The 20,068-nt window shown below is 66.0% G+C and carries 18 protein-coding genes; 15 read left to right on the forward strand and 3 right to left on the reverse strand.

Features of this window, described 5'->3' with window-relative positions; genetic code table 11:
* Nucleotides 1-11 precede the first annotated feature (11 nt).
* The 11 genes from mraY to lpxC all read left to right on the forward strand — a co-directional run bounded on the left by mraY (nt 12) and on the right by lpxC (nt 12,639).
* Nucleotides 12-1,181 carry a phospho-N-acetylmuramoyl-pentapeptide-transferase gene (mraY, locus tag AC1Z3W_RS21060; RefSeq protein WP_006752439.1) on the forward strand — a complete coding sequence of 390 codons (1,170 nt, stop codon included), beginning with the start codon at nt 12-14 and terminating at the stop codon, nt 1,179-1,181.
* Between the two features lie 28 nt (nt 1,182-1,209).
* Nucleotides 1,210-2,718, forward strand: coding sequence for a UDP-N-acetylmuramoyl-L-alanine--D-glutamate ligase (murD, locus tag AC1Z3W_RS21065; protein ID WP_483508391.1), 1,509 nt, complete (start codon nt 1,210-1,212; stop codon nt 2,716-2,718).
* Entirely contained in the window at nt 2,715-3,998 is a 1,284-nt protein-coding gene (ftsW, locus tag AC1Z3W_RS21070; protein WP_124834538.1) for a putative lipid II flippase FtsW, read from the forward strand. Before murD ends, ftsW begins: the two co-directional genes overlap by 4 nt.
* Nucleotides 3,995-5,098: an undecaprenyldiphospho-muramoylpentapeptide beta-N-acetylglucosaminyltransferase gene (murG, locus tag AC1Z3W_RS21075; protein ID WP_057926858.1), complete on the forward strand. Its 1,104-nt coding sequence runs from the start codon at nt 3,995-3,997 to the stop codon at nt 5,096-5,098. Before ftsW ends, murG begins: the two co-directional genes overlap by 4 nt.
* On the forward strand, nt 5,095-6,492 hold the full coding sequence (murC, locus tag AC1Z3W_RS21080) for a UDP-N-acetylmuramate--L-alanine ligase (RefSeq protein WP_483508392.1): 1,398 nt from the start codon (nt 5,095-5,097) through the stop codon (nt 6,490-6,492). The genes murG and murC overlap by 4 nt, the downstream gene beginning before the upstream one ends.
* Nucleotide 6,493: 1 nt before the next feature.
* The gene (locus AC1Z3W_RS21085; RefSeq protein ID WP_057926856.1) at nt 6,494-7,435 is read left to right on the forward strand and encodes a D-alanine--D-alanine ligase; all 942 of its coding nucleotides are present in this window, start codon (nt 6,494-6,496) and stop codon (nt 7,433-7,435) included.
* Nucleotides 7,436-7,454: 19 nt separating this feature from the next.
* Nucleotides 7,455-8,207: a cell division protein FtsQ/DivIB gene (locus AC1Z3W_RS21090; RefSeq protein ID WP_057926855.1), complete on the forward strand. Its 753-nt coding sequence runs from the start codon at nt 7,455-7,457 to the stop codon at nt 8,205-8,207.
* A 26-nt stretch (nt 8,208-8,233) separates the two neighbouring features.
* Nucleotides 8,234-9,466: a cell division protein FtsA gene (gene ftsA, locus AC1Z3W_RS21095; RefSeq protein ID WP_044844232.1), complete on the forward strand. Its 1,233-nt coding sequence runs from the start codon at nt 8,234-8,236 to the stop codon at nt 9,464-9,466.
* Nucleotides 9,467-9,577: 111 nt separating this feature from the next.
* A complete protein-coding gene (ftsZ, locus tag AC1Z3W_RS21100) occupies nt 9,578-10,774 on the forward strand; it encodes a cell division protein FtsZ (protein WP_057926854.1) in 1,197 nt (398 codons plus the stop codon).
* 200 nt (nt 10,775-10,974) lie between these two features.
* Nucleotides 10,975-11,481: a peroxiredoxin gene (locus AC1Z3W_RS21105; RefSeq protein WP_057926853.1), complete on the forward strand. Its 507-nt coding sequence runs from the start codon at nt 10,975-10,977 to the stop codon at nt 11,479-11,481.
* Nucleotides 11,482-11,721: 240 nt separating this feature from the next.
* On the forward strand, nt 11,722-12,639 hold the full coding sequence (lpxC, locus tag AC1Z3W_RS21110) for a UDP-3-O-acyl-N-acetylglucosamine deacetylase (RefSeq protein WP_057926879.1): 918 nt from the start codon (nt 11,722-11,724) through the stop codon (nt 12,637-12,639).
* Nucleotides 12,640-12,715: 76 nt separating this feature from the next.
* Here lpxC and AC1Z3W_RS21115 read toward each other — a convergent pair whose 3' ends face one another.
* A complete protein-coding gene (locus AC1Z3W_RS21115) occupies nt 12,716-13,195 on the reverse strand; it encodes a DciA family protein (RefSeq protein ID WP_057926852.1) in 480 nt (159 codons plus the stop codon).
* A 267-nt stretch (nt 13,196-13,462) separates the two neighbouring features.
* On the opposite strand from AC1Z3W_RS21115, the gene secA reads away from it, so the two are divergent.
* The 4 genes from secA to AC1Z3W_RS21135 all read left to right on the forward strand — a co-directional run bounded on the left by secA (nt 13,463) and on the right by AC1Z3W_RS21135 (nt 18,990).
* Nucleotides 13,463-16,261 carry a preprotein translocase subunit SecA gene (secA, locus tag AC1Z3W_RS21120; protein WP_057926851.1) on the forward strand — a complete coding sequence of 933 codons (2,799 nt, stop codon included), beginning with the start codon at nt 13,463-13,465 and terminating at the stop codon, nt 16,259-16,261.
* Nucleotides 16,262-16,404: 143 nt separating this feature from the next.
* Nucleotides 16,405-17,646, forward strand: a complete 1,242-nt coding sequence (argJ, locus tag AC1Z3W_RS21125; RefSeq protein ID WP_057926850.1) for a bifunctional glutamate N-acetyltransferase/amino-acid acetyltransferase ArgJ — start codon at nt 16,405-16,407, stop codon at nt 17,644-17,646.
* A 19-nt stretch (nt 17,647-17,665) separates the two neighbouring features.
* On the forward strand, nt 17,666-18,535 hold the full coding sequence (locus tag AC1Z3W_RS21130; RefSeq protein WP_057926849.1) for an ATP-binding protein: 870 nt from the start codon (nt 17,666-17,668) through the stop codon (nt 18,533-18,535).
* Nucleotides 18,532-18,990 (forward strand): NUDIX domain-containing protein, encoded by a 459-nt coding sequence (locus AC1Z3W_RS21135; RefSeq protein ID WP_124834540.1) that lies wholly within the window; start codon nt 18,532-18,534, stop codon nt 18,988-18,990. The genes AC1Z3W_RS21130 and AC1Z3W_RS21135 overlap by 4 nt, the downstream gene beginning before the upstream one ends.
* Nucleotides 18,991-19,051: 61 nt before the next feature.
* Here the strand turns inward: AC1Z3W_RS21135 and AC1Z3W_RS21140 are convergent, their stop codons facing one another.
* Together AC1Z3W_RS21140 and zapD are read right to left on the reverse strand one after the other, a co-directional pair.
* A complete protein-coding gene (locus AC1Z3W_RS21140; RefSeq protein WP_124500212.1) occupies nt 19,052-19,252 on the reverse strand; it encodes a DNA gyrase inhibitor YacG in 201 nt (66 codons plus the stop codon).
* A 28-nt stretch (nt 19,253-19,280) separates the two neighbouring features.
* On the reverse strand, nt 19,281-20,036 hold the full coding sequence (zapD, locus tag AC1Z3W_RS21145; RefSeq protein WP_057926847.1) for a cell division protein ZapD: 756 nt from the start codon (nt 20,034-20,036) through the stop codon (nt 19,281-19,283).
* Nucleotides 20,037-20,068: the final 32 nt, after the last annotated feature.

Genomic DNA, 20,068 nt, shown 5'->3' on the forward strand with positions numbered 1-20,068 from the left:
AGGAAGGAAGCATGCTGCTGGCGCTGGCGCAATGGCTGCAAGGAGACGCAAGCTTTTTGCGCTTGTTCACGTACCTGACGTTCCGTGCGGTGATGGCTACCATCACCGCGCTCGGGATCGGGCTCGTGTGCGGACCGTGGGTGATCCGCAAGCTGACGCAAATGAAGGTCGGTCAGGCCGTGCGCAAGGACGGCCCGCAGAGTCACCTCGTGAAATCCGGCACGCCGACGATGGGCGGCGTGCTGATCCTGATCGGCATCGCGGTCGCGACGCTGCTGTGGGGTGACCTGACGAACCGTTTCATCTGGATCGTGATGCTCGTCACATTCGGCTTCGGCGTGATCGGCTGGGTCGATGACTATCGCAAGGTCGTCTACAAGGACCCGCGCGGGATGTCGTCGCGCGAAAAGTATTTCTGGCAGTCGGTGATCGGGCTTTTTGCGGCCGTCTACCTCGCATTCAGCGTGTCCGAGGCGAACAACGTGCGCGTGTTCGACCTGTTCATGGCGTGGGTGAGGAGCGGCCTGTCGATGGGGTTGCCCGCGAGGGCCGACCTGATGCTGCCGTTCCTGAAGTCGATCAGCTACCCGCTGGGCGTGTGGGGCTTCATCGTGCTGACCTACTTCGTGATCGTCGGCGCGAGCAACGCGGTGAACCTGACCGACGGTCTCGACGGCCTCGTGATCATGCCGGTCGTGCTGGTCGGCGGCTCGCTCGGCGTGTTCGCGTACGTGATGGGCAGTTCGGTCTATTCGAAATACCTGCTGTTCCCGCACATTCCGGGCGCGGGCGAACTGCTGATTTTCTGTTCCGCGATGGGCGGGGCAGGGCTCGCGTTCCTCTGGTACAACACGCACCCCGCGCAGGTGTTCATGGGCGACGTCGGCGCGCTGGCGCTGGGCGGCGCGCTTGGCACGGTCGCGGTGATCGTGCGCCAGGAAATCGTGCTGTTCATCATGGGCGGCATCTTCGTCGCGGAAACGCTGTCGGTGATGCTGCAGGTGTCATGGTTCAAGTACACGAAGAAGCGTTACGGCGAAGGGCGACGCCTGCTGAAGATGGCGCCGCTGCATCACCATTTCGAATTGTCCGGCTGGAAGGAAACGCAGGTGGTGGTGCGTTTCTGGATCATCACGCTGATGCTGTGCCTGTTCGGTCTGTCCACCCTCAAGTTGCGGTAAAGGAAAGGTAACAAGGATGTCTGGCGAGATGTTTGGAGATCGGCAGCGGCCGATGGTGCTCGTACTGGGGCTCGGTGAATCGGGTCTCGCGATCGCGCGGTGGTGCGCGAGGCACGGGTGCCGGCTGCGTATTGCCGATACCCGCGAGGCGCCGCCGAACCTTGCCGCGCTGCAGGCCGAAGGCATCGATGCGGAGTTCGTCGGCGGGCCGTTCACGCCCGCGCTGCTCGACGGCGGCGTCGAGATCGTCGGGCTGAGCCCCGGCCTGTCGCCGCTCGAACCGGCACTCGCGGCGCTGGTCGCGGCCGCGAACGAGCGCGCGATCGCGGTGTGGGGTGAACTGGAATTCTTCGCGCAGGCGCTGCGCGCGCTCGGCACGAGCGGCTACCAGCCGAAGGTGCTCGCGATCACCGGTACCAACGGCAAGACCACGACGACGAGCCTCACGGGCCTGCTGTGCCAGCGTTCGGGCAAGAAGGTCGCCGTCGCCGGCAACATCAGCCCGGCGATGCTCGATCGGCTCGCGGGCGCGATCGACGAGACGGCGCTGCCCGACGTCTGGGTGCTCGAACTGTCGAGCTTCCAGCTCGAGACGGCGCGCACGTTCGCGCCCGATGCGGCTGCGATTCTCAACATCACGCAGGATCACCTCGACTGGCACGGCAACTTCGACGCGTATGCGGCGGCGAAGGGCCGGATCTTCGGTGCGACGACGACGCGCGTGCTCAACCGCGACGATGCGGCCGTGATGAAGTTCGCGCCGGCGGCAGGCGCCGCGGATGCGGCACGCACGATCACGTTCGGCCTGAACGAGCCGACGCAGGACGGCGACTACGGCCTGTCGCGCGACAATGGCATCGCGTGGCTGGTCGAGGCGGTCGACCGCGACGCGCCGGACGAGACGACGAGCCGCAGGCGCAAGCGCGACGGCGCGCATACGCCCGACATCGCGCAGAAGCGCCTGATGCCGGCCGACGCGCTGCGAATCCGCGGGCTGCACAACGCGGCGAACGCGCTGGCCGCGTTCGCGCTCGCGCGTGCGATCGACCTGCCGGCCGCGCCGCTGCTGCACGCGCTGCGCGAATACCGCGGCGAAGCGCATCGCGTCGAAGTGATCGCGACGATCGACGACGTGGACTACGTCGACGACAGCAAGGGAACGAACGTCGGCGCGACGGTGGCCGCGCTCGATGGGCTTGCGCAGAAGATCGTGCTGATCGCGGGCGGCGACGGCAAGGGTCAGGATTTCGCGCCGCTCATCGCGCCCGTCGCGCGCTGGTGCCGCGCGGTGATGCTGATCGGCCGCGACGCGCCGGCGATTCGCGACACGCTCGCCGAAACCGGTGTGCCGCTCGCGGACCACGCGACGCTCGAAGATGCGGTGCGTGCCGCCGCCGATCTCGCCGAGCCGGGCGATGCGGTGCTGCTGTCGCCTGCCTGCGCGAGCCTCGACATGTTCCGGAACTACGCCCATCGCGCGGATGTGTTCCGCGCGGCGGTGGATGAAATCGCCATCGACAAAGGAGCGACGCCATGAGCTGGTCCGATCGCCTCGTCTCCCGTTTCAACGACCGGCGCGACACCGGCGGCAATGCCGCGGGCGGCCGCGTCTCGTCGGCCACGCGCGCCGCGACCGGCGGCCTCGCGAGCGTCGTCAACGGCGTGCGGCCGAGTCGCTCGCGGATGCTCGACTTCGACTACTCGCTGCTGTGGGTCGCCATCGCGCTGCTCGGGCTCGGCGTCGTGATGGTGTATTCGGCGTCGATCGCGATGCCTGATTCGCCGAAATACGCGTCGTATCACGACTACGCGTTCCTGATGCGCCACGTGATCTCGCTGGTCGTCGCGTTCATCGCGGCCGTGATCGCCTTCCGGGTGCCCGTGTCGACCTGGGACAAATACGCGCCGCATCTCTTCCTGATCGCGCTGGTCAGCCTCGTGATCGTGCTGATCCCGCACGTCGGCAAGGGCGTGAACGGTGCGCGCCGCTGGATTCCGCTCGGCATCACGAACATGCAGCCGTCGGAAATCATGAAGCTCGCGGTGACGATCTACGCAGCGAACTACACGGTGCGCAAACAGGAGTACATGCAGAGCTTCGCGAAGGGCTTCCTGCCGATGGCGTTCGCGGTCGGTCTCGTCGGCGCGCTGCTGCTGCTTGAGCCGGACATGGGCGCGTTCATGGTGGTCGCCGCGATCGCGATGGGCGTGCTGTTCCTCGGCGGCGTGAACGGCAAGCTGTTCGGCGGCCTGGTCGCGACGGCGGTCGGCACCTTCACGATGCTCGTGTGGCTGTCGCCGTGGCGTCGCGAGCGGATCTTCGCGTATCTCGATCCGTGGGACGAACGCTACGCGCAGGGCAAGGCGTACCAGCTCACACACTCGCTGATCGCGTTCGGCCGTGGTGAGTGGTTCGGCGTCGGCCTCGGCGGCAGCGTCGAGAAGTTGAACTACCTGCCCGAAGCCCATACCGACTTCATCCTCGCGGTGATCGGCGAGGAACTCGGCTTCGTCGGCGTGCTGGTGGTGATCCTGCTGTTCTACTGGATCGTGCGCCGCGCGTTCGAGATCGGCCGCCAGGCGCTCGCGCTCGACCGCACGTTCGCGGGCTTGATGGCCAAGGGCATCGGCATCTGGTTCGGGGCGCAGACCTTCATCAACATGGGCGTGAACCTCGGTTTGCTGCCGACCAAGGGCCTGACGCTGCCGCTCGTGAGCTATGGCGGCTCGGGCATCCTGCTGAACTGTGTTGCGCTCGCCGTACTGCTGCGGGTCGACTATGAAAATCGCGTGCTGATGCGGGGAGGGAAGGTATGACCGCGTCGCAACGCACGCTGATGGTGATGGCAGGCGGCACCGGGGGCCACGTGTTCCCGGGGCTCGCGGTCGCGCACCGGATGGAGGCGGCGGGCTGGCGCGTCGTATGGCTCGGCAATCCGGCCGGGATGGAAGCGACGCTCGTGCCGAAGCACGGCATTCCGATGGAATACGTGCGCTTCGGCGGACTGCGCGGCAAGGGCCTGAAGACCAAGCTGACGCTGCCGTTCAACCTGCTGCGCGCATGCTGGCAGAGCCTCGGCGCGCTGCGCCGCGTGCGGCCGGACGTCGTGCTCGGGATGGGCGGCTACATCACGTTCCCGGCGGGCGTGATGACCGCGCTGTCGGGCCGTCCGCTCGTGCTGCACGAACAGAATTCGATCGCCGGTCTCGCGAACAAGGTGCTCGCGAAATTCGCGAAGCGCGTGCTCGTCGCGTTCCCCGGCGCACTGCCGCACGCGGAATGGACCGGCAACCCGATTCGCGCGGAACTTGCGCGCACGGAAACACCCAAAGCACGCTATGCGTCGCGCAGCGGTCCGCTGAACGTGCTGGTGGTCGGCGGCAGCCTGGGCGCGGCCGCACTGAACGAAGTCGTGCCGCGTGCGCTGGCGCTGCTGGCGCCGGGCGAGCGCCCGCGCATCGTGCATCAGGCCGGCGCGAAGCACATCGACGCGCTGAAGGCGAATTACGAAGCGGCCGGTTTCTCGGGCGGCGACGACGTGCGGCTCGTGCCGTTCATCGACGACATGGCGACCGCGTACGCAGCGGCGGATCTCGTGATCTGCCGTTCCGGCGCGATGACGGTGTCGGAGATCGCGGCGGTGGGCGTGGCGGCACTGTTCGTGCCGTTCCCGTATGCAGTCGACGATCACCAGACGACCAATGCCGCATTCCTCGCCGATGCGGGCGCGGCGGTGCTGGTGCAACAACGCGACCTGTCGGCGGAACTGCTCGCCGACTGGCTGCACGGCCAGTCGCGGGCCTCGCTCGCTGACATGGCGGAGCGTTCGCGCTCGCTGGCAAAGCCCGAGGCTACCGACGAAGTCGCGCGCGTCTGCGCGAAGGTGGCTGGCGCGAACCTGGAAATACTGCAATGAAACACATCGTCAAACATATTCATTTCGTCGGGATCGGCGGCGCGGGCATGAGCGGCATCGCCGAAGTGCTCGTCAACCTCGGCTACGAGGTCAGCGGCTCGGACCTGTCGCGCAACGCGGTGACCGATCGTCTCGAGGCGCTCGGCGCGCGGATCGCGATCGGCCACGACGCGGCGAACATCGAGGGCGCGAACGCGGTCGTCGTGTCGACGGCCGTGCGCTCGGACAACCCCGAAGTGCTGGCCGCACGGCACCAGCGCGTGCCGATCGTGCAGCGCGCGGTGATGCTCGCTGAGCTGATGCGCCTGAAGCAGGGGATCGCGATTGCCGGCACGCACGGCAAGACCACGACGACGAGCCTCGTCGCGAGCGTGCTCGCGGCGGGCGGCCTCGATCCGACCTTCGTGATCGGCGGCCGGCTGATCAGCGCCGGCGCGAACGCGCGACTCGGCACGGGCGACTTCATCGTCGCCGAGGCCGACGAGTCGGACGCGTCGTTCCTGAACCTGTATCCGGTGATCGAAGTCATCACGAACATCGACGCCGACCACATGGACACCTACGGCCACGATTTCGCGCGGCTCAAGCAGGCGTTCATCGAATTCACGCAGCGCCTGCCGTTCTACGGCAGTGCGGTCGTGTGCGTCGACGATCCGAACGTGCGGCAGATCATCCCGTTCATCTCGAAGCCGGTCGTGCGCTACGGGCTGTCGCCGGACGCGCAGGTGCGCGCGGAAGACATCGACGCGCGAGACGGCCGCATGCACTTCACGGTGATCCGCGAAGGCCGCTCGCCGCTCGCGGTGGTGCTGAACCTGCCGGGCCTGCACAACGTGCAGAACGCGCTCGCGGCGATCGCGATCGCGACCGATCTCGGCGTGTCGGACGACGCGATCCAACTGGCGCTGGCGGAATTCAACGGCGTCGGTAGGCGCTTCCAGCGCTACGGCGAGGTGCCGAGCGCGGACGGCGGCCAGTACACGCTGATCGACGACTACGGCCACCACCCGGTCGAGATGGCCGCCACGATCGCGGCCGCGCGCGGCGCGTTCCCGGGCCGCCGCCTCGTGCTGGCGTTCCAGCCGCACCGCTATACGCGCACGCGCGACTGCTTCGACGACTTCGTCAACGTGCTGTCGACGGTCGATGCGCTGGTGCTGACGGAAGTCTATGCCGCTGGCGAAGCGGCGATCGCGACGGCCAACGGCGACGCGCTGTCGCGTGCGCTGCGCGCGGTGGGGAAGGTTGACCCGGTGTTCGTCGCGACGGTCGACGACGTGCCGGACGCACTGGCCAGGGTCGCGCTGAACGGCGACGTGGTGATCACGATGGGCGCGGGTTCGATCGGCGGCGTGCCGGCGAAGCTCGTGCAACACACACAACAGAAGGCATGACATGAGCGGGATCGATCCGAAACGTTTCGGCAAGGTGGCGGTGTTGTTCGGCGGCGAATCCGCCGAGCGCGAGGTGTCGCTCACCTCGGGCCGCCTCGTGCTGCAGGGCCTGCGCGACGCGGGCATCGACGCGCATCCGTTCGACCCGGCCGAGCGGCCGCTATCGGCGCTGAAGGATGAAGGCTTCGTGCGCGCGTTCAACGCGCTGCATGGCGGCTACGGCGAGAACGGCCAGATCCAGGGCGCGCTCGATTTCTACGGGATTCGCTACACGGGCAGCGGCGTGCTCGGTTCGGCGCTCGGCCTCGACAAGTTCCGCACGAAGCTCGTGTGGCAGCAGACGGGCGTGCCGACGCCGCCGTTCGAGACGGTGATGCGCGGCGACGACTACGCGGCGCGCGCGACGGACATCGTCGCGAAGCTCGGCCTGCCGCTGTTCGTGAAGCCGGCGAGCGAAGGCTCGAGCGTCGCGGTGCTGAAGGTGAAGACGGCCGACGCGTTGCCCGCCGCACTGTCGGAAGCCGCGACGCACGACAAGATCGTGATCGTCGAGAAGAGCATCGAAGGCGGCGGCGAATACACCGCGTGCATCGCCGGCGATCTCGACCTGCCGCTGATCAAGATCGTGCCGGCGGGCGAGTTCTACGACTACCACGCGAAGTACGTCGCCGACGATACGCAATACCTGATTCCGTGCGGGCTGCCGGCCGAGCAGGAAGCGGAGCTGAAGCGCATCGCGCGCCGCGCGTTCGACGTGCTCGGCTGCACCGACTGGGGCCGGGCAGACTTCATGCTCGACGCCGCCGGCAACGCGTATTTCCTAGAAGTGAACACGGCCCCCGGGATGACCGACCACTCGCTGCCGCCGAAGGCCGCGCGCTCGATCGGCATCGGCTATTCGGAGCTGGTCGTGAAGGTGCTGTCGCTTACGCTCAACGACTGACGCAGGAACGGAACGACGTATGTGGAACAACGTTCGCCAACTCAACCTTGCCGCCAGCGCGCTGTACGCGCTGCTGCTGCTCGTGTTGGCGGCGGCCGGCTGCTACTGGCTGATCCAGCGTCCGACGTTCGCGCTTCGCGAAATCCGGATCGACGGCGACACCGAGCACATCAACACGCCGACAGTGCGTGCGGGCGTGGTCGGCCGGCTGAAGGGCAATTTTTTCACGGTCGATCTCGACACGGCGCGCGCCGCGTTCGAGCAGATGCCGTGGGTGCGTCACGCGAGCGTGCGCCGGGTGTGGCCGAATGCGCTGGCTGTCACGCTCGAGGAGTACAAACCGCTCGGGACCTGGGGCAGTGCGCAGCTCGTGAGTGTCGACGGCGAGCTGTTCACCGCGAACCAGGGCGAACTCGATCAGGAACTGCCGGCGTTCGATGGCCCGGAGGGCAGTGCGAAGGAGGTCGTCACGCGGTATCGCGACTTCACGAACTGGTTTGCGCCGCTGAAGGCGGCGCCGGAGGAAGTGACGCTGTCGGCGCGCTACGCGTGGACGGTGAAGCTGTCGAACGGCATGCAGGTCGAGCTGGGCAAGGAGCGCACCAGCGAGACCCTGCATGACCGGAGCCAGCGCCTCGTCGCCGCATGGCCGGCCGTCACGGAGCGTTGGGGCAACGACATCGAGTACGCGGACCTGCGTTATCCGAACGGATTCGCGATTCGTGCGGCAGGCATGCGGTTCCTGACCGATACCGACAAGCGCAAGAAGTAACGAGAGATCACACGCAAGAGCACTTTATGAGCAAAGACTACAAGGATCTGCTGGTTTCCCTCGACATCGGCACGTCGAAGGTGGTGGCCATCGTCGCCGAGCTGAAGGGCGAAGGCCATTACGAGGTGATCGGCCTCGGCCAGAGCGAATCGAAGGGTCTGAAGAAGGGCGTGGTGGTCAACATCGAGGCCACCGTGCAGTCGATCCAGCGCGCGCTCGAGGAAGCCGAGCTGATGGCCGACTGCAAGATCACCAACGTGTTCACGGGGATTGCCGGTAGCCATATCCGCAGCTTCAACTCGAGCGGGATGGTTGCGATCAAGGACAAGGAAGTCACGCAGACCGACGTCGCGCGCGTGATCGAGACCGCGAAGGCGATCAACATCCCGACCGACCAGCAGGTGCTGCACATCCTCACGCAGGAATTCATCATCGACGGCCAGGAGGACGTGCGCGAGCCGATCGGGATGAGCGGCATCCGGCTGGAAGTGAAGGTGCACATCGTGACGGGCGCGGTCAGTGCCGCGCAGAACATCGTCAAGTGCGTGCGCCGCTGCGGGCTGGAAGTGAACGACCTGATCCTGCAGCCGCTCGCGTCGTCGCTGGCCGTGCTGACGGAAGACGAGAAGGATCTCGGCGTGGTGCTGGTCGACGTCGGCGGCGGCACGACCGACATCGCGATCTTCGCCGAAGGCGCGATCCGTCATACCGCGGTGATTCCGATCGCCGGCGACCAGATCACGAGCGACATCGCGATGGCGCTGCGCACGCCGACGCCGGACGCGGAAGACATCAAGGTCGGCTACGGCATTGCCAAGCAGGCGCTCGCCGACCCGGACGAGATGGTCGAAGTGCCGGGCCTCGGCGAACGCGGTCCGCGCACGCTGTCGCGCCAAGCGCTCGCCGCAGTGATCGAGCCGCGCGTCGAGGAACTGTTCTCGCTCGTGCAGCAGGTCGTGCGCGAGTCGGGTTACGAAGAACTGCTGAGCTCCGGCGTGGTCATTACCGGCGGGGCTTCGATGATGCCGGGCATGGTCGAGCTCGGCGAAGACATTTTCCTGAAACCGGTGCGCATCGGCGCGCCGGAATATGCAGGCGGCCTCGCCGACGTGGTGCGCAATCCGCGCTACTCGACGGCGATGGGCCTGCTCGTCGAAGGCAGTGCCCAGCGCATGCGTGGCCGCAAGGTCGCCGTGCAGTCCGGCAACGCGGGGCAGATCTTCTCGCGGATGAAGGAATGGTTCCTGAGCAACTTTTGACGAACCGAATCGAAATTCGCGCTGGTGCCGGCGGCTGGCGCGCGACAGGGGGTTGCCCGATCTCCTGCCGAATAACGGCCGAGTAGCTTTATTCTCTTGACGGAGGCAACAATGGAATTCGAAATGCTGGAAACCGAAACCAACGGCACCATCATCAAGGTGGTCGGCGTTGGCGGCGCTGGCGGCAATGCCGTCCAGCACATGATCAACCGCGGCGTGCAGGGCGTCGACTTCATCGTGATGAACACGGATGCACAGGCGCTGTCGCGTTCGCGCGCATCGTCGGTGATCCAGCTGGGCAACACGGGCCTGGGCGCCGGTGCGAAGCCGGAAATGGGCAAGGCGGCGGCGGAAGAGGCGCGTGAGCGCATCGCCGATGCACTGCGCGGCGCGCACATGGTGTTCATTACGGCCGGCATGGGCGGCGGCACGGGCACGGGCGCAGCGCCGGTGGTCGCGCAGATCGCGAAGGAGATGGGCATCCTGACGGTTGGCGTCGTCAGCAAGCCGTTCGAATTCGAAGGCGGCAAGCGGATGCGCGTCGCGGAAGCAGGTTCGCAGCAACTGGAGGATCACGTCGACTCGCTGATCGTCGTCCTGAACGACAAGCTGTTCGACGTGATGGGCGATGACGCCGAGATGGACAAGTGCTTCCAGTGCGCGGACGACGTGTTGAACAACGCGGTCGCAGGCATCGCCGAAATCATCAATGTCGATGGTCTCGTGAACGTCGACTTCGAAGACGTGAAGACGGTGATGGGCGAGCAGGGCAAGGCGATGATGGGCACGGCGACGGTTGCCGGCGTCGATCGCGCACGCCTCGCGGCGGAACAGGCCGTGGCGAGCCCGCTGCTCGAAGGCGTCGATCTGTCGGGCGCGCGCGGCGTGCTGGTCAACATCACGTCGAGCCGTTCGCTGCGCCTGTCGGAAACGCGCGAAGTGATGAACACGATCAAGAGCTACGCGGCGGAAGATGCGACGGTGATCTTCGGTGCGGTGTACGACGACGCGATGGGCGATGCACTGCGCGTGACGGTCGTGGCGACGGGCCTGGGCCGTGCGGCGAAGAAGCAGCAATCGGCTCCGATGACGCTGCTGCGCACGGGTACCGACAACCAGCCGGTCAGCGCGGTTTCGCACGGCTATGCGCAGCCGCAACACGTCAGCACGGCCGACTACGGCGCGCTCGATACGCCGGCGGTATGGCGCAACTCGCGCGAAACCGCGGCATCGCACGTGCAGGCGCTGCAGGAGAAGGGTGTCGACACGTACGACATCCCGGCTTTCCTGCGCAAGCAGGCTGACTGACGACGCACACACAGGCGAAGCCGCGGCGCAATCGCCGAGATTGCCGCGGTAACGCCGGCGTGACGGATGCCACGGACCACAACAGGCCGCGTCGGATGCGACGCCGGGCCGGGAGTCGTGCCCTCTTCGCATGAGCGGAGCGGGATGGGACGTGCTGTCCGCAATACGCTGAAAAACCGTATCGCTATGAGGGACCAGCCATGATTCAAGTGGGCGACGCGCTGCCCGACGCGCAACTGTTCGAGTTCATCGACGACACGCGCGAAGGCTGCACGCTGGGGCCGAATGCCTACAGCGTGCGCGACCAGGTTGCAGGAAAGCGGGTGGTGATCTTCGGATTGCCGGGTGCTTTCACGCCGACCTGCTCGGCGCAGCATGTGCCGGGCTATGTCGAGCACGCCGAGCAACTGCGCTCGGCGGGCATCGACGAGCTCTGGTGCGTGTCCGTCAACGACGCATTCGTGATGGGCGCATGGGGACGTGATCTGCACACCGCGGGCAAGGTGCGCATGATGGCGGACGGCAGCGCTGCTTTCACTCATGCGCTGGGGCTGACGCAGGATTTGTCCGCGCGTGGCATGGGAATCCGTTCCCTGCGCTACGCGATGGTGGTCGACGACGGTGTGGTCAAGACGCTGGCCGTCGAAGCGCCGGGCAAGTTCGAAGTGAGCGATGCGGCGAGTGTGCTCGCGACGTTGACGTCCTGATCGTGCGGTGCGCCGTTGCCTGCCGGCAACGCTGCTCACCAGCCTCAGGGCAGTTGTAACACGGGTCGATGACCGGAAACGCCTCCGTTCCGGGCATCGGCCCGTCCCGTATCGATGCGGGTAAACAGTCGAAACAGATTGATACGCGGTTTCAAACAGCGTTGAATAGGGAATTACGCTATAATCCCACCTATCGAATATAGCTCCTGATTGATATTCTCAATCAAGATGAAGAACACCATGCTGAAGCAGCGCACCATCAAATCGATCGTGAAGACCGTGGGCATCGGTCTCCACTCGGGCCGCAAGGTCGAACTGACGCTCCGCCCGGCTGTGCCGGGCACGGGGATCGTATTCTCGCGTGTCGACCTGCCCACGCCCGTCGACATTCCGGCATCCGCGATGTCGATCGGCGACACGCGCCTCGCGTCGGTGCTGCAGAAGGATGGCGCGCGCGTGTCGACCGTCGAGCACCTGATGTCGGCGTGCGCCGGCCTCGGCATCGACAATCTCTATGTCGACGTGACGGCCGAGGAAATCCCGATCATGGACGGCAGTGCTGCGTCCTTCGTGTTCCTGATCCAGTCCGCCGGCATCGAGGAGCAGAACGCGCCGAAGCGCTTCATCAAGGTGAAGAAGCCGGTCGAAATCCGCGACGGCGACAAGTTCGCGCGTCTCGATCCGTTTTTCGGTTTCAAGCTGAAGTTCACGATCGACTTCCGTCACCCGGCTGTCGACAAGACCGGCCAGGAACTCGAGGTCGACTTCGCAAACACGTCGTACGTGCGCGAGATCGCGCGTGCGCGCACGTTCGGTTTTGCCCACGAAGTCGAAATGATGCGTGAGCTGGGCCTCGCACGTGGCGGCAGCATGGACAACGCGATCGTGCTCGACGAGTACCGGATCCTGAACAACGACGGACTGCGCTACGACGACGAGTTCGTGAAGCACAAGATGCTCGACGCGATCGGCGACCTGTACGTGGTCGGCCATCCGTTGCTGGCGTCGTACACGGCGTACAAGTCGGGTCACGGGCTGAACAACGCGCTGCTGCGCGAGCTGCTCGCGCATGAAGACGCGTACGAGATCGTCACGTTCGACGATCCGCAAGCTGCGCCGAGCGGCTTCGCGTTCGACACGCAGACAGCCTTCGCCTGATCGGCGTCCGGCACGAGCGATAAAAAAAGCGACCTTCGGGTCGCTTTTTTGTTGGGCAGCGCGGCCGGAAGCCCCTTCAGCGCGACGATTTCGCGCCGTGCCGCGCAGCCATACGCGCGAGCGCGGCCTGCAGCGGCGACGGCTCGAGGTGATCGGCGAGCTCGCGCAACGCGGTAGCGCCAACGGTCGTCATGCGCGCCTGCTTGACGTGCGGCGGCTCCGGCGCGTCCTTCGGCCGCACGCGCACGCGCAGCGCCGAGACCGGCCAGCCACGCTTCTGGAGATCGGCGAGCAGGCGCGGCTCGACCTGCCGCAGCCGGGCAGCGAGCGCATTGTGCGCGGCAAAGAGGGTCAGTGTACCGTCCTTGATGGAGCCCGGTTCGACATGACTGGCGAGATAGTCGGGCAGGAGCGCGGTGAGGTCGCGCTGCAGCGACGCAACCTGTTCGACACCGGCGCGCAGTGCCGCGAACGCGTCGGTGCGGTTGAGCACTTCGGACACGGGTTGCGGGCGATACGCGGGGAGCGGGCCGAAACGCTTGGAAAATCGGTTCATCGAGGCATTCTTCGGGCGCGCACGGGCGCAGACGTTGATGCCGATTGTACCCGCGCCGGCTCGCGCACGGGCGGCTTTCGGGCCGCGTGTCCGGTTGCCAGCGCGGGTTCGGCGCGCGGCGTGAGTCCAGCCGGGACACGGGCGCATGCTTTCCCGCGTGCTAAAATTCCTCGTTTGATTCCACTAATTCGCTAAGCCGCCGAGGCTCGGGCGTCGGGGCGCGCAACACGCGCCGGGCGCCGGTGCTGCGACGCAGGATCCGATCCGATGACAACCGGTTTTCTCCAGAAAATTTTTGGCAGCCGCAACCAGCGGCTCGTCAAGCAATATCAAAAGACCGTCGCGACGATCAATGCGCTCGAAACGCAGATCGAGAAGCTGACGGACGACCAGTTGCGCGGCAAGACGGATGAGTTCCGCCAGCGGATCGCGGGCGGCGAGTCGCTCGACAAGCTGCTGCCCGAGGCGTTCGCGGTCTGCCGGGAGGCGAGCCGCCGCGTGCTGAAGATGCGCCACTTCGACGTGCAGATGATCGGCGGCATGGTGCTCCACTACGGCAAGATCGCGGAGATGCGCACCGGCGAGGGCAAGACGCTCGTCGCGACGCTGCCCGTGTACCTGAATGCGCTGGCGGGTCGCGGCGTGCACGTCGTGACGGTCAACGACTACCTCGCGCAGCGCGACGCCGAATGGATGGCGCGCCTCTACAACTTCCTCGGTCTGTCGGTCGGCATCAACCTGTCCGGCATGGAGCACGATCAGAAGCAGCAGGCCTACGCGTCGGACATCACCTACGGTACGAACAACGAGTTCGGCTTCGACTACCTGCGCGACAACATGGTCTACGAGACCGACGCGCGCGTGCAGCGGGCACTGAACTTCGCGGTCGTCGACGAAGTCGACTCGATCCTGATCGACGAGGCGCGTACGCCGCTGATCATCTCGGGCCAGGCGGAAGATCACACCGAACTGTACGTGCGGATGAACGCGCTGCCGCCACTGCTCGAGCGCCAGATCGGCGAGGAGAAGGCCGACGGCACGGGCGTGGAGAAGCCGGGCGACTACACGCTGGACGAAAAATCGCGCCAGGTGTTCCTGACGGAGTCGGGCCACGAGAAGGCCGAGCGGCTGCTCGCCGAGTGGGGCCTGATCGGCGAGGGCGAGAGCCTGTATGCGCCGCAGAACATCACGCTGATGCACCACGTGTACGCGGCGCTGCGCGCCCACACGCTGTTCTACAAGGACCAGCACTACGTCGTGCAGAACGGCGAGGTGGTGATCGTCGACGAATTCACGGGCCGCCTGATGGCGGGCCGCCGCTGGTCCGATGGCCTCCACCAGGCGGTCGAGGCGAAGGAGCACGTGAAGATCCAGAGCGAGAACCAGACGCTCGCATCGATCACGTTCCAGAACTACTTCCGGATGTACGCGAAGCTCGCGGGCATGACGGGTACGGCGGACACCGAAGCGTACGAATTCAACGAAATCTACGGCCTCGAGACGGTCGTGATCCCGACCAACCGTCCGCCGAAGCGGATCGACAAGCAGGACCAGATCTACAAGACGGCCAAGGAGCGCTACGACGCGGTGATCCGCGACATTCGCGAGTGCTACGAGCGCGGTCAGCCGGTGCTGGTCGGCACGACGTCGATCGAGAACTCGGAACTGCTGTCGCACCTGCTGAAGCAGGCCGGGCTGCCGCACGAAGTGCTGAACGCGAAGCAGCACGAGCGTGAAGCCGCGATCGTCGCGGAAGCTGGTCGCCCGAACCGCATCACGATCGCGACCAACATGGCCGGCCGCGGTACCGACATCGTGCTCGGCGGCAACGCCGAGAAGCAGGCCGCGTTCATCGAAGCCGACGAAGCGATTCCGGCCGACGAAAAGGCCCGCCGCATCAAGCAGCTGCACGACGAGTGGGAAACGCTGCACGAACAGGTGAAGGCCGCAGGCGGCCTGCACATCATCGGCACCGAGCGTCACGAATCGCGCCGGATCGACAACCAGCTGCGCGGCCGTGCGGGCCGTCAGGGCGATCCAGGCTCGTCGCGCTTCTACCTGTCGCTCGATGATCCGCTGCTGCGCATCTTCGCGGGCGACCGCGTGCGCTCGATCATGGATCGTCTCAAGATGCCGGAAGGCGAGGCGATCGAGGCCGGCATCGTCACGCGTTCGATCGAATCCGCGCAGCGCAAGGTCGAAGCGCGCAACTTCGACATCCGCAAGCAGCTGCTCGAATACGACGACGTGTCGAACGACCAGCGCAAGGTGATCTATCAGCAGCGCAATGAACTGCTCGAAGCGCACGACATCACCGAGACGATCGCGGCGATGCGTCACGGCGTGATCACCGAAGTCGTCCGTCAGTTCGTGCCGGAAGGCAGCATCGAGGAACAGTGGGACGTGCCCGAGCTGGAGGAAGCGCTGCGCAACGACTGGCAGCTCGACCTCGCGATCCAGGAAATGGTGAACGAGTCGTCGTCGATCACGGCCGAGGAGATTCTCGAAGCCGTGACGACCGCCGCCGACGAGCAGTACGAGGCGAAGGTCGCGATGGTCGGCCGCGAATCGTTCAGCGCGTTCGAGCGTTCGGTCATGCTGCAGACGGTCGACCGCCTGTGGCGCGAGCACCTCGCGGCGCTTGACCACCTGCGCCAGGGTATCCACCTGCGCGGCTATGCGCAGAAGAACCCGAAGCAGGAGTACAAGCGCGAAGCGTTCGAGCTGTTCGCCGCGATGCTCGAGGCGATCAAGCAGGAAGTCACGCGCATCGTGATGAACGTGCAGATCCAGTCGCCCGAACAGCTCGAGGAAGCCGCCGAGCAGATCGAGGAGCGCAGCGGTCATCTCGAGAACGTCGAATACCAGCACGCCGACTACGCGGAATCCGGTGCGCCGGTGGCGAACGTTGCAGCCGCCACGGCGGCCGCCGCGACGGCCGACATGGTCGGTAGCGCGATGACCCACAGCGGCCCCGGCGGCGAAATGCCGAAGGTCGGCCGCAACGACCCGTGCCCGTGCGGCAGCGGCAAGAAGTACAAGCAATGTCACGGGAAGCTGTCATGATCGGCGGCGGCGCGCATTCGCGTGCCGCTTCGTTCGCAGCTTCGAGTCAGTGACGTGAGTTGCGGCGGCCCGCTCGTGCGGCCGCCGGTTCTTCCAATCGATGCCGGCGCGTGCCGGCATTTTCCATCCGGCAGGTGTGCCCCATGGCTGTCAATTTTCCGTCGATCGATCCCGCCCAACTGCATCCCGTCGCCGGCGTCACGCTCGGCTGGGCGGAAGCGAACATCCGCAAGCCGAATCGCAAGGACGTGCTGGTCATTTCCGTCGACGAAGGGGCGACGGTCGCCGGCGTATTCACCGAGAACCGCTTTTGCGCCGCACCCGTGATCGTGTGCCGCGAGCACCTGGCCAAGGTGCGTGCGGGCGGCGCGGGCATCCGCGCGCTCGTCGTGAATACGGGCAATGCGAACGCGGGCACCGGTGAGCCGGGCCTCGCGAACACCCGCGAAACCTGCGCGGAACTCGCACGCCTCGCAGACATCGACGCTGCACAGGTGCTGCCGTTCTCGACCGGCGTGATTCTCGAGCCGCTGCCGATCGACCGCCTGAAGGCAGGGCTGCCGGCTGCGCTCGCGAACCGCAAGGCCGCGAATTGGTACGACGCCGCGCAGGCGATCATGACGACCGACACGCTGCCGAAGGCCACGTCGCGTCAGGTGACGATCGACGGCCACACGGTCACGCTGACGGGTATCAGCAAGGGCGCGGGCATGATCAAGCCGAACATGGCGACGATGCTCGGCTTCCTCGCGTTCGATGCGAACGTCGCGCAGCCGGTGCTCGACACGCTCGTGAAGGAAGTGGCCGACCGCTCGTTCAACTGCATCACGATCGACGGCGATACGTCGACGAACGACTCGTTCATCCTGATCGCGTCGGGCAAGAGCACGCTGCCCGCGATCACGTCCACCGACTCGCCGGCCTATGCGGCGCTGCGCGACGCGGTCACGCAGGTCGCCCAGGTGCTGTCGCAACTGATCGTGCGCGACGGCGAAGGCGCGACGAAATTCATGACCGTGCAGGTCGAAGGCGGCAAGAGCGTCGCCGAGTGCCGCCAGATCGCATACGCGATCGGTCATTCGCCGCTGGTGAAGACGGCCTTCTACGCATCCGACCCCAACCTGGGCCGGATTCTCGCGGCGATCGGCTACGCAGGCGTCACCGATCTCGACGTCGGCAAGATCGATCTCTATCTCGACGACGTGCTCGTCGCCAAGGCGGGCGGTCGCAACCCGGCCTACCAGGAAGAGGACGGCCAGCGCGTGATGAAGCAGAGCGAAATCACGATCCGCGTGCTGCTCGGCCGCGGCGACGCGCAGGCTACCATCTGGACGTGCGACCTGTCGCACGATTACGTGAGCATCAACGCGGACTACCGCTCCTGATCGGGAGCGCTCGGACGACATGGACAAGCTCGAACAGTTTCTGACGCGTGCCGAAGCATTGCTCGGCCGCCTCGAGGGGATGCTGCCGCCCGCACCGGCGGCTGTCGACTGGAATGCCGCCACCGCGTTCCGCTGGCGCAAGCGCCAGGGGCGCGGTTATCTGCAGCCGGTGCCGGCAGCGTCGTCGATTACCCTCGGCGACCTGCACAACATCGACCGGCAGAAAGGGCTGATCGAACAGAACACGCGACAGTTCGTGCAGTGCAAGCCGGCGAACAACGTGCTGCTGACCGGTGCGCGCGGCACCGGCAAGTCGTCGCTGATCAAGGCGTGCCTGAATGCGTATGCGAAGGACGGGCTGCGCCTGATCGAAGTCGACAAGGACGACCTGCACGATCTCGGCGACATCGTCGAGCTGATCTCGCAGCGTCCTGAGCGGTTCATCGTGTTCTGCGACGACCTGTCGTTCGAGGAGGGCGAATCGGGCTACAAGGCGCTGAAAGTCGCGCTCGACGGCTCGATCGCCGCACAGTCCGACAACGTGTTGATCTACGCGACGTCGAACCGCCGCCATCTGCTGCCCGAGTACATGAGCGACAACGAGTCGTACAAGCATCTGCCGGACGGCGAGATCCACCCCGGTGAAGTCGTCGAGGAAAAGATCTCGCTGTCGGAGCGCTTCGGCCTGTGGGTCAGCTTCTACCCGTTCAAGCAGGACGACTATCTCGGCATCGTCGCGCACTGGCTGCGCCATTTCGGCTGCGCGGACGCCGAGATCGAGACGGCGCGCGGCGACGCGCTCGTCTGGGCGCTCGAGCGCGGTTCGCGTTCGGGGCGTGTCGCGTGGCAGTTCGCACGCGACTGGTCGGGCCGCAAGGAGCAGGCATGAGCATGGATTCCGCAGCGGGCGCCGTGCGCGCGCCTGACGGCCGCAAGGTGACGGAAGTCGCGGTCGGTGTGATGGTGCAGCCGGACGGCCCGGTCGGCGGCTGCCGCTACCTGCTCGCGCAGCGGCTGCAGGGCAAGCCGTACGAAGGCTACTGGGAATTCCCGGGTGGCAAGCTGGAAGCCGGCGAGAGCGTCGAGGACGCGCTGGCGCGCGAACTGCACGAGGAACTCGGCATCGTCGTCACGGCCAGCCACCGCTGGCATACGCTCGAGCACGATTATCCGCACGCGTATGTGCGGCTCTATTTCTGCAAGGTGACGGGCTGGACGGGCGAGCCGCACAGCAAGGAAGGGCAGGCGTTCGTGTGGCAGCAATTGCCGGTCGACGTCGCGCCGCTGTTGCCAGCGGCGCTGCCAGTGCTGGAACTGCTCGAGAAGGAAGCGGCGTCGCAATGACGCCGCGGCGGCCCGTCTGAAAAGCGGGCCATATCCGCGAACGGACGATGCCGCGTGCCGCTCAGCTGTCGTGGCGGCCGTCGGTGCCGTCTTCCTCCGACGACGGACCTTCGTCGGAGGATCCGCCGATCCGATACTTTTCTGCGGCCCATGCCCCGAGGTCGAGCTGCTTGCAGCGGGCCGAACAGAAGGGGCGGAACTTGTTTTCAGGCGTCCAGCGCACTTCTGCGCCGCACGAAGGACATTTCACAACAGTAGTCATACGAAAGCGTCGAGCCGGCGCACGGCCGTTACAGATTGCACAGGGTCAGATGGAACGGTACGTCGATGTCCACCGCGCGCGGCCGCACGTCGCCGTCCTGCATGGTGAACCGTACCCACAGCATGTACTTGTTGGCGCTCGCTTCGGGAATCACGCGCAGCTCAGGCGGCACGCGTACCTGCATCAGCTGGTAGGTGCGCCCCGACAGCATTTGCTGGTAGCTGCCCTGCATCGCCATCACCTTCGACGCCTGACCCGATTCGCGCGCGAGCCGCAGCACGATCGCCGCCGCGTCGCGCAGCGGCAGCAGCGGCATGATCCATTTCGCGATGTCCTGGCGCCGCTGTTCGGCGGGCCATTGCTGCCATGCATAGTATGACGGCAGGTCGAACTTGCACGTGCCGCCGGGAATCACCGCGCGGCTGCGAATGCTGGCGAGCCACTCGTTGTCGACCAGATGCTGCCCGGTCTTGCCCTGCATCTGCGCAAGATTGGCGAGCGTCTGCTCGATTTCGCCGAGGACGGCTTCGAGCGCATTCTGTTCGATGCCCGGATTGCCGCGAAAGGGAGCGAGCGTCTGGCGCTGACGTTCGAGCTCCTTCATCAGATCCGATTTCAGGTCCGCGCGGCCCGTGACCTCGGCGATTTCGAACAGCGTCGTCAGCGCGACGTGGTGTTCACGCGGGTCCTCCTGAGCCAAAAAGAACGCGAAGCGCTCGAACAGGTCTTCGAGGCGCAACAGCGTGCGAATTCGCTCGTTGAACGGATACTCGTAAAGAATCAAGCGCGCTCGCCTCTCGGGTAGGGATTGAAACA

The sequence above is a fragment of the Burkholderia sp. 10_S31 genome (assembly GCF_056930375.1).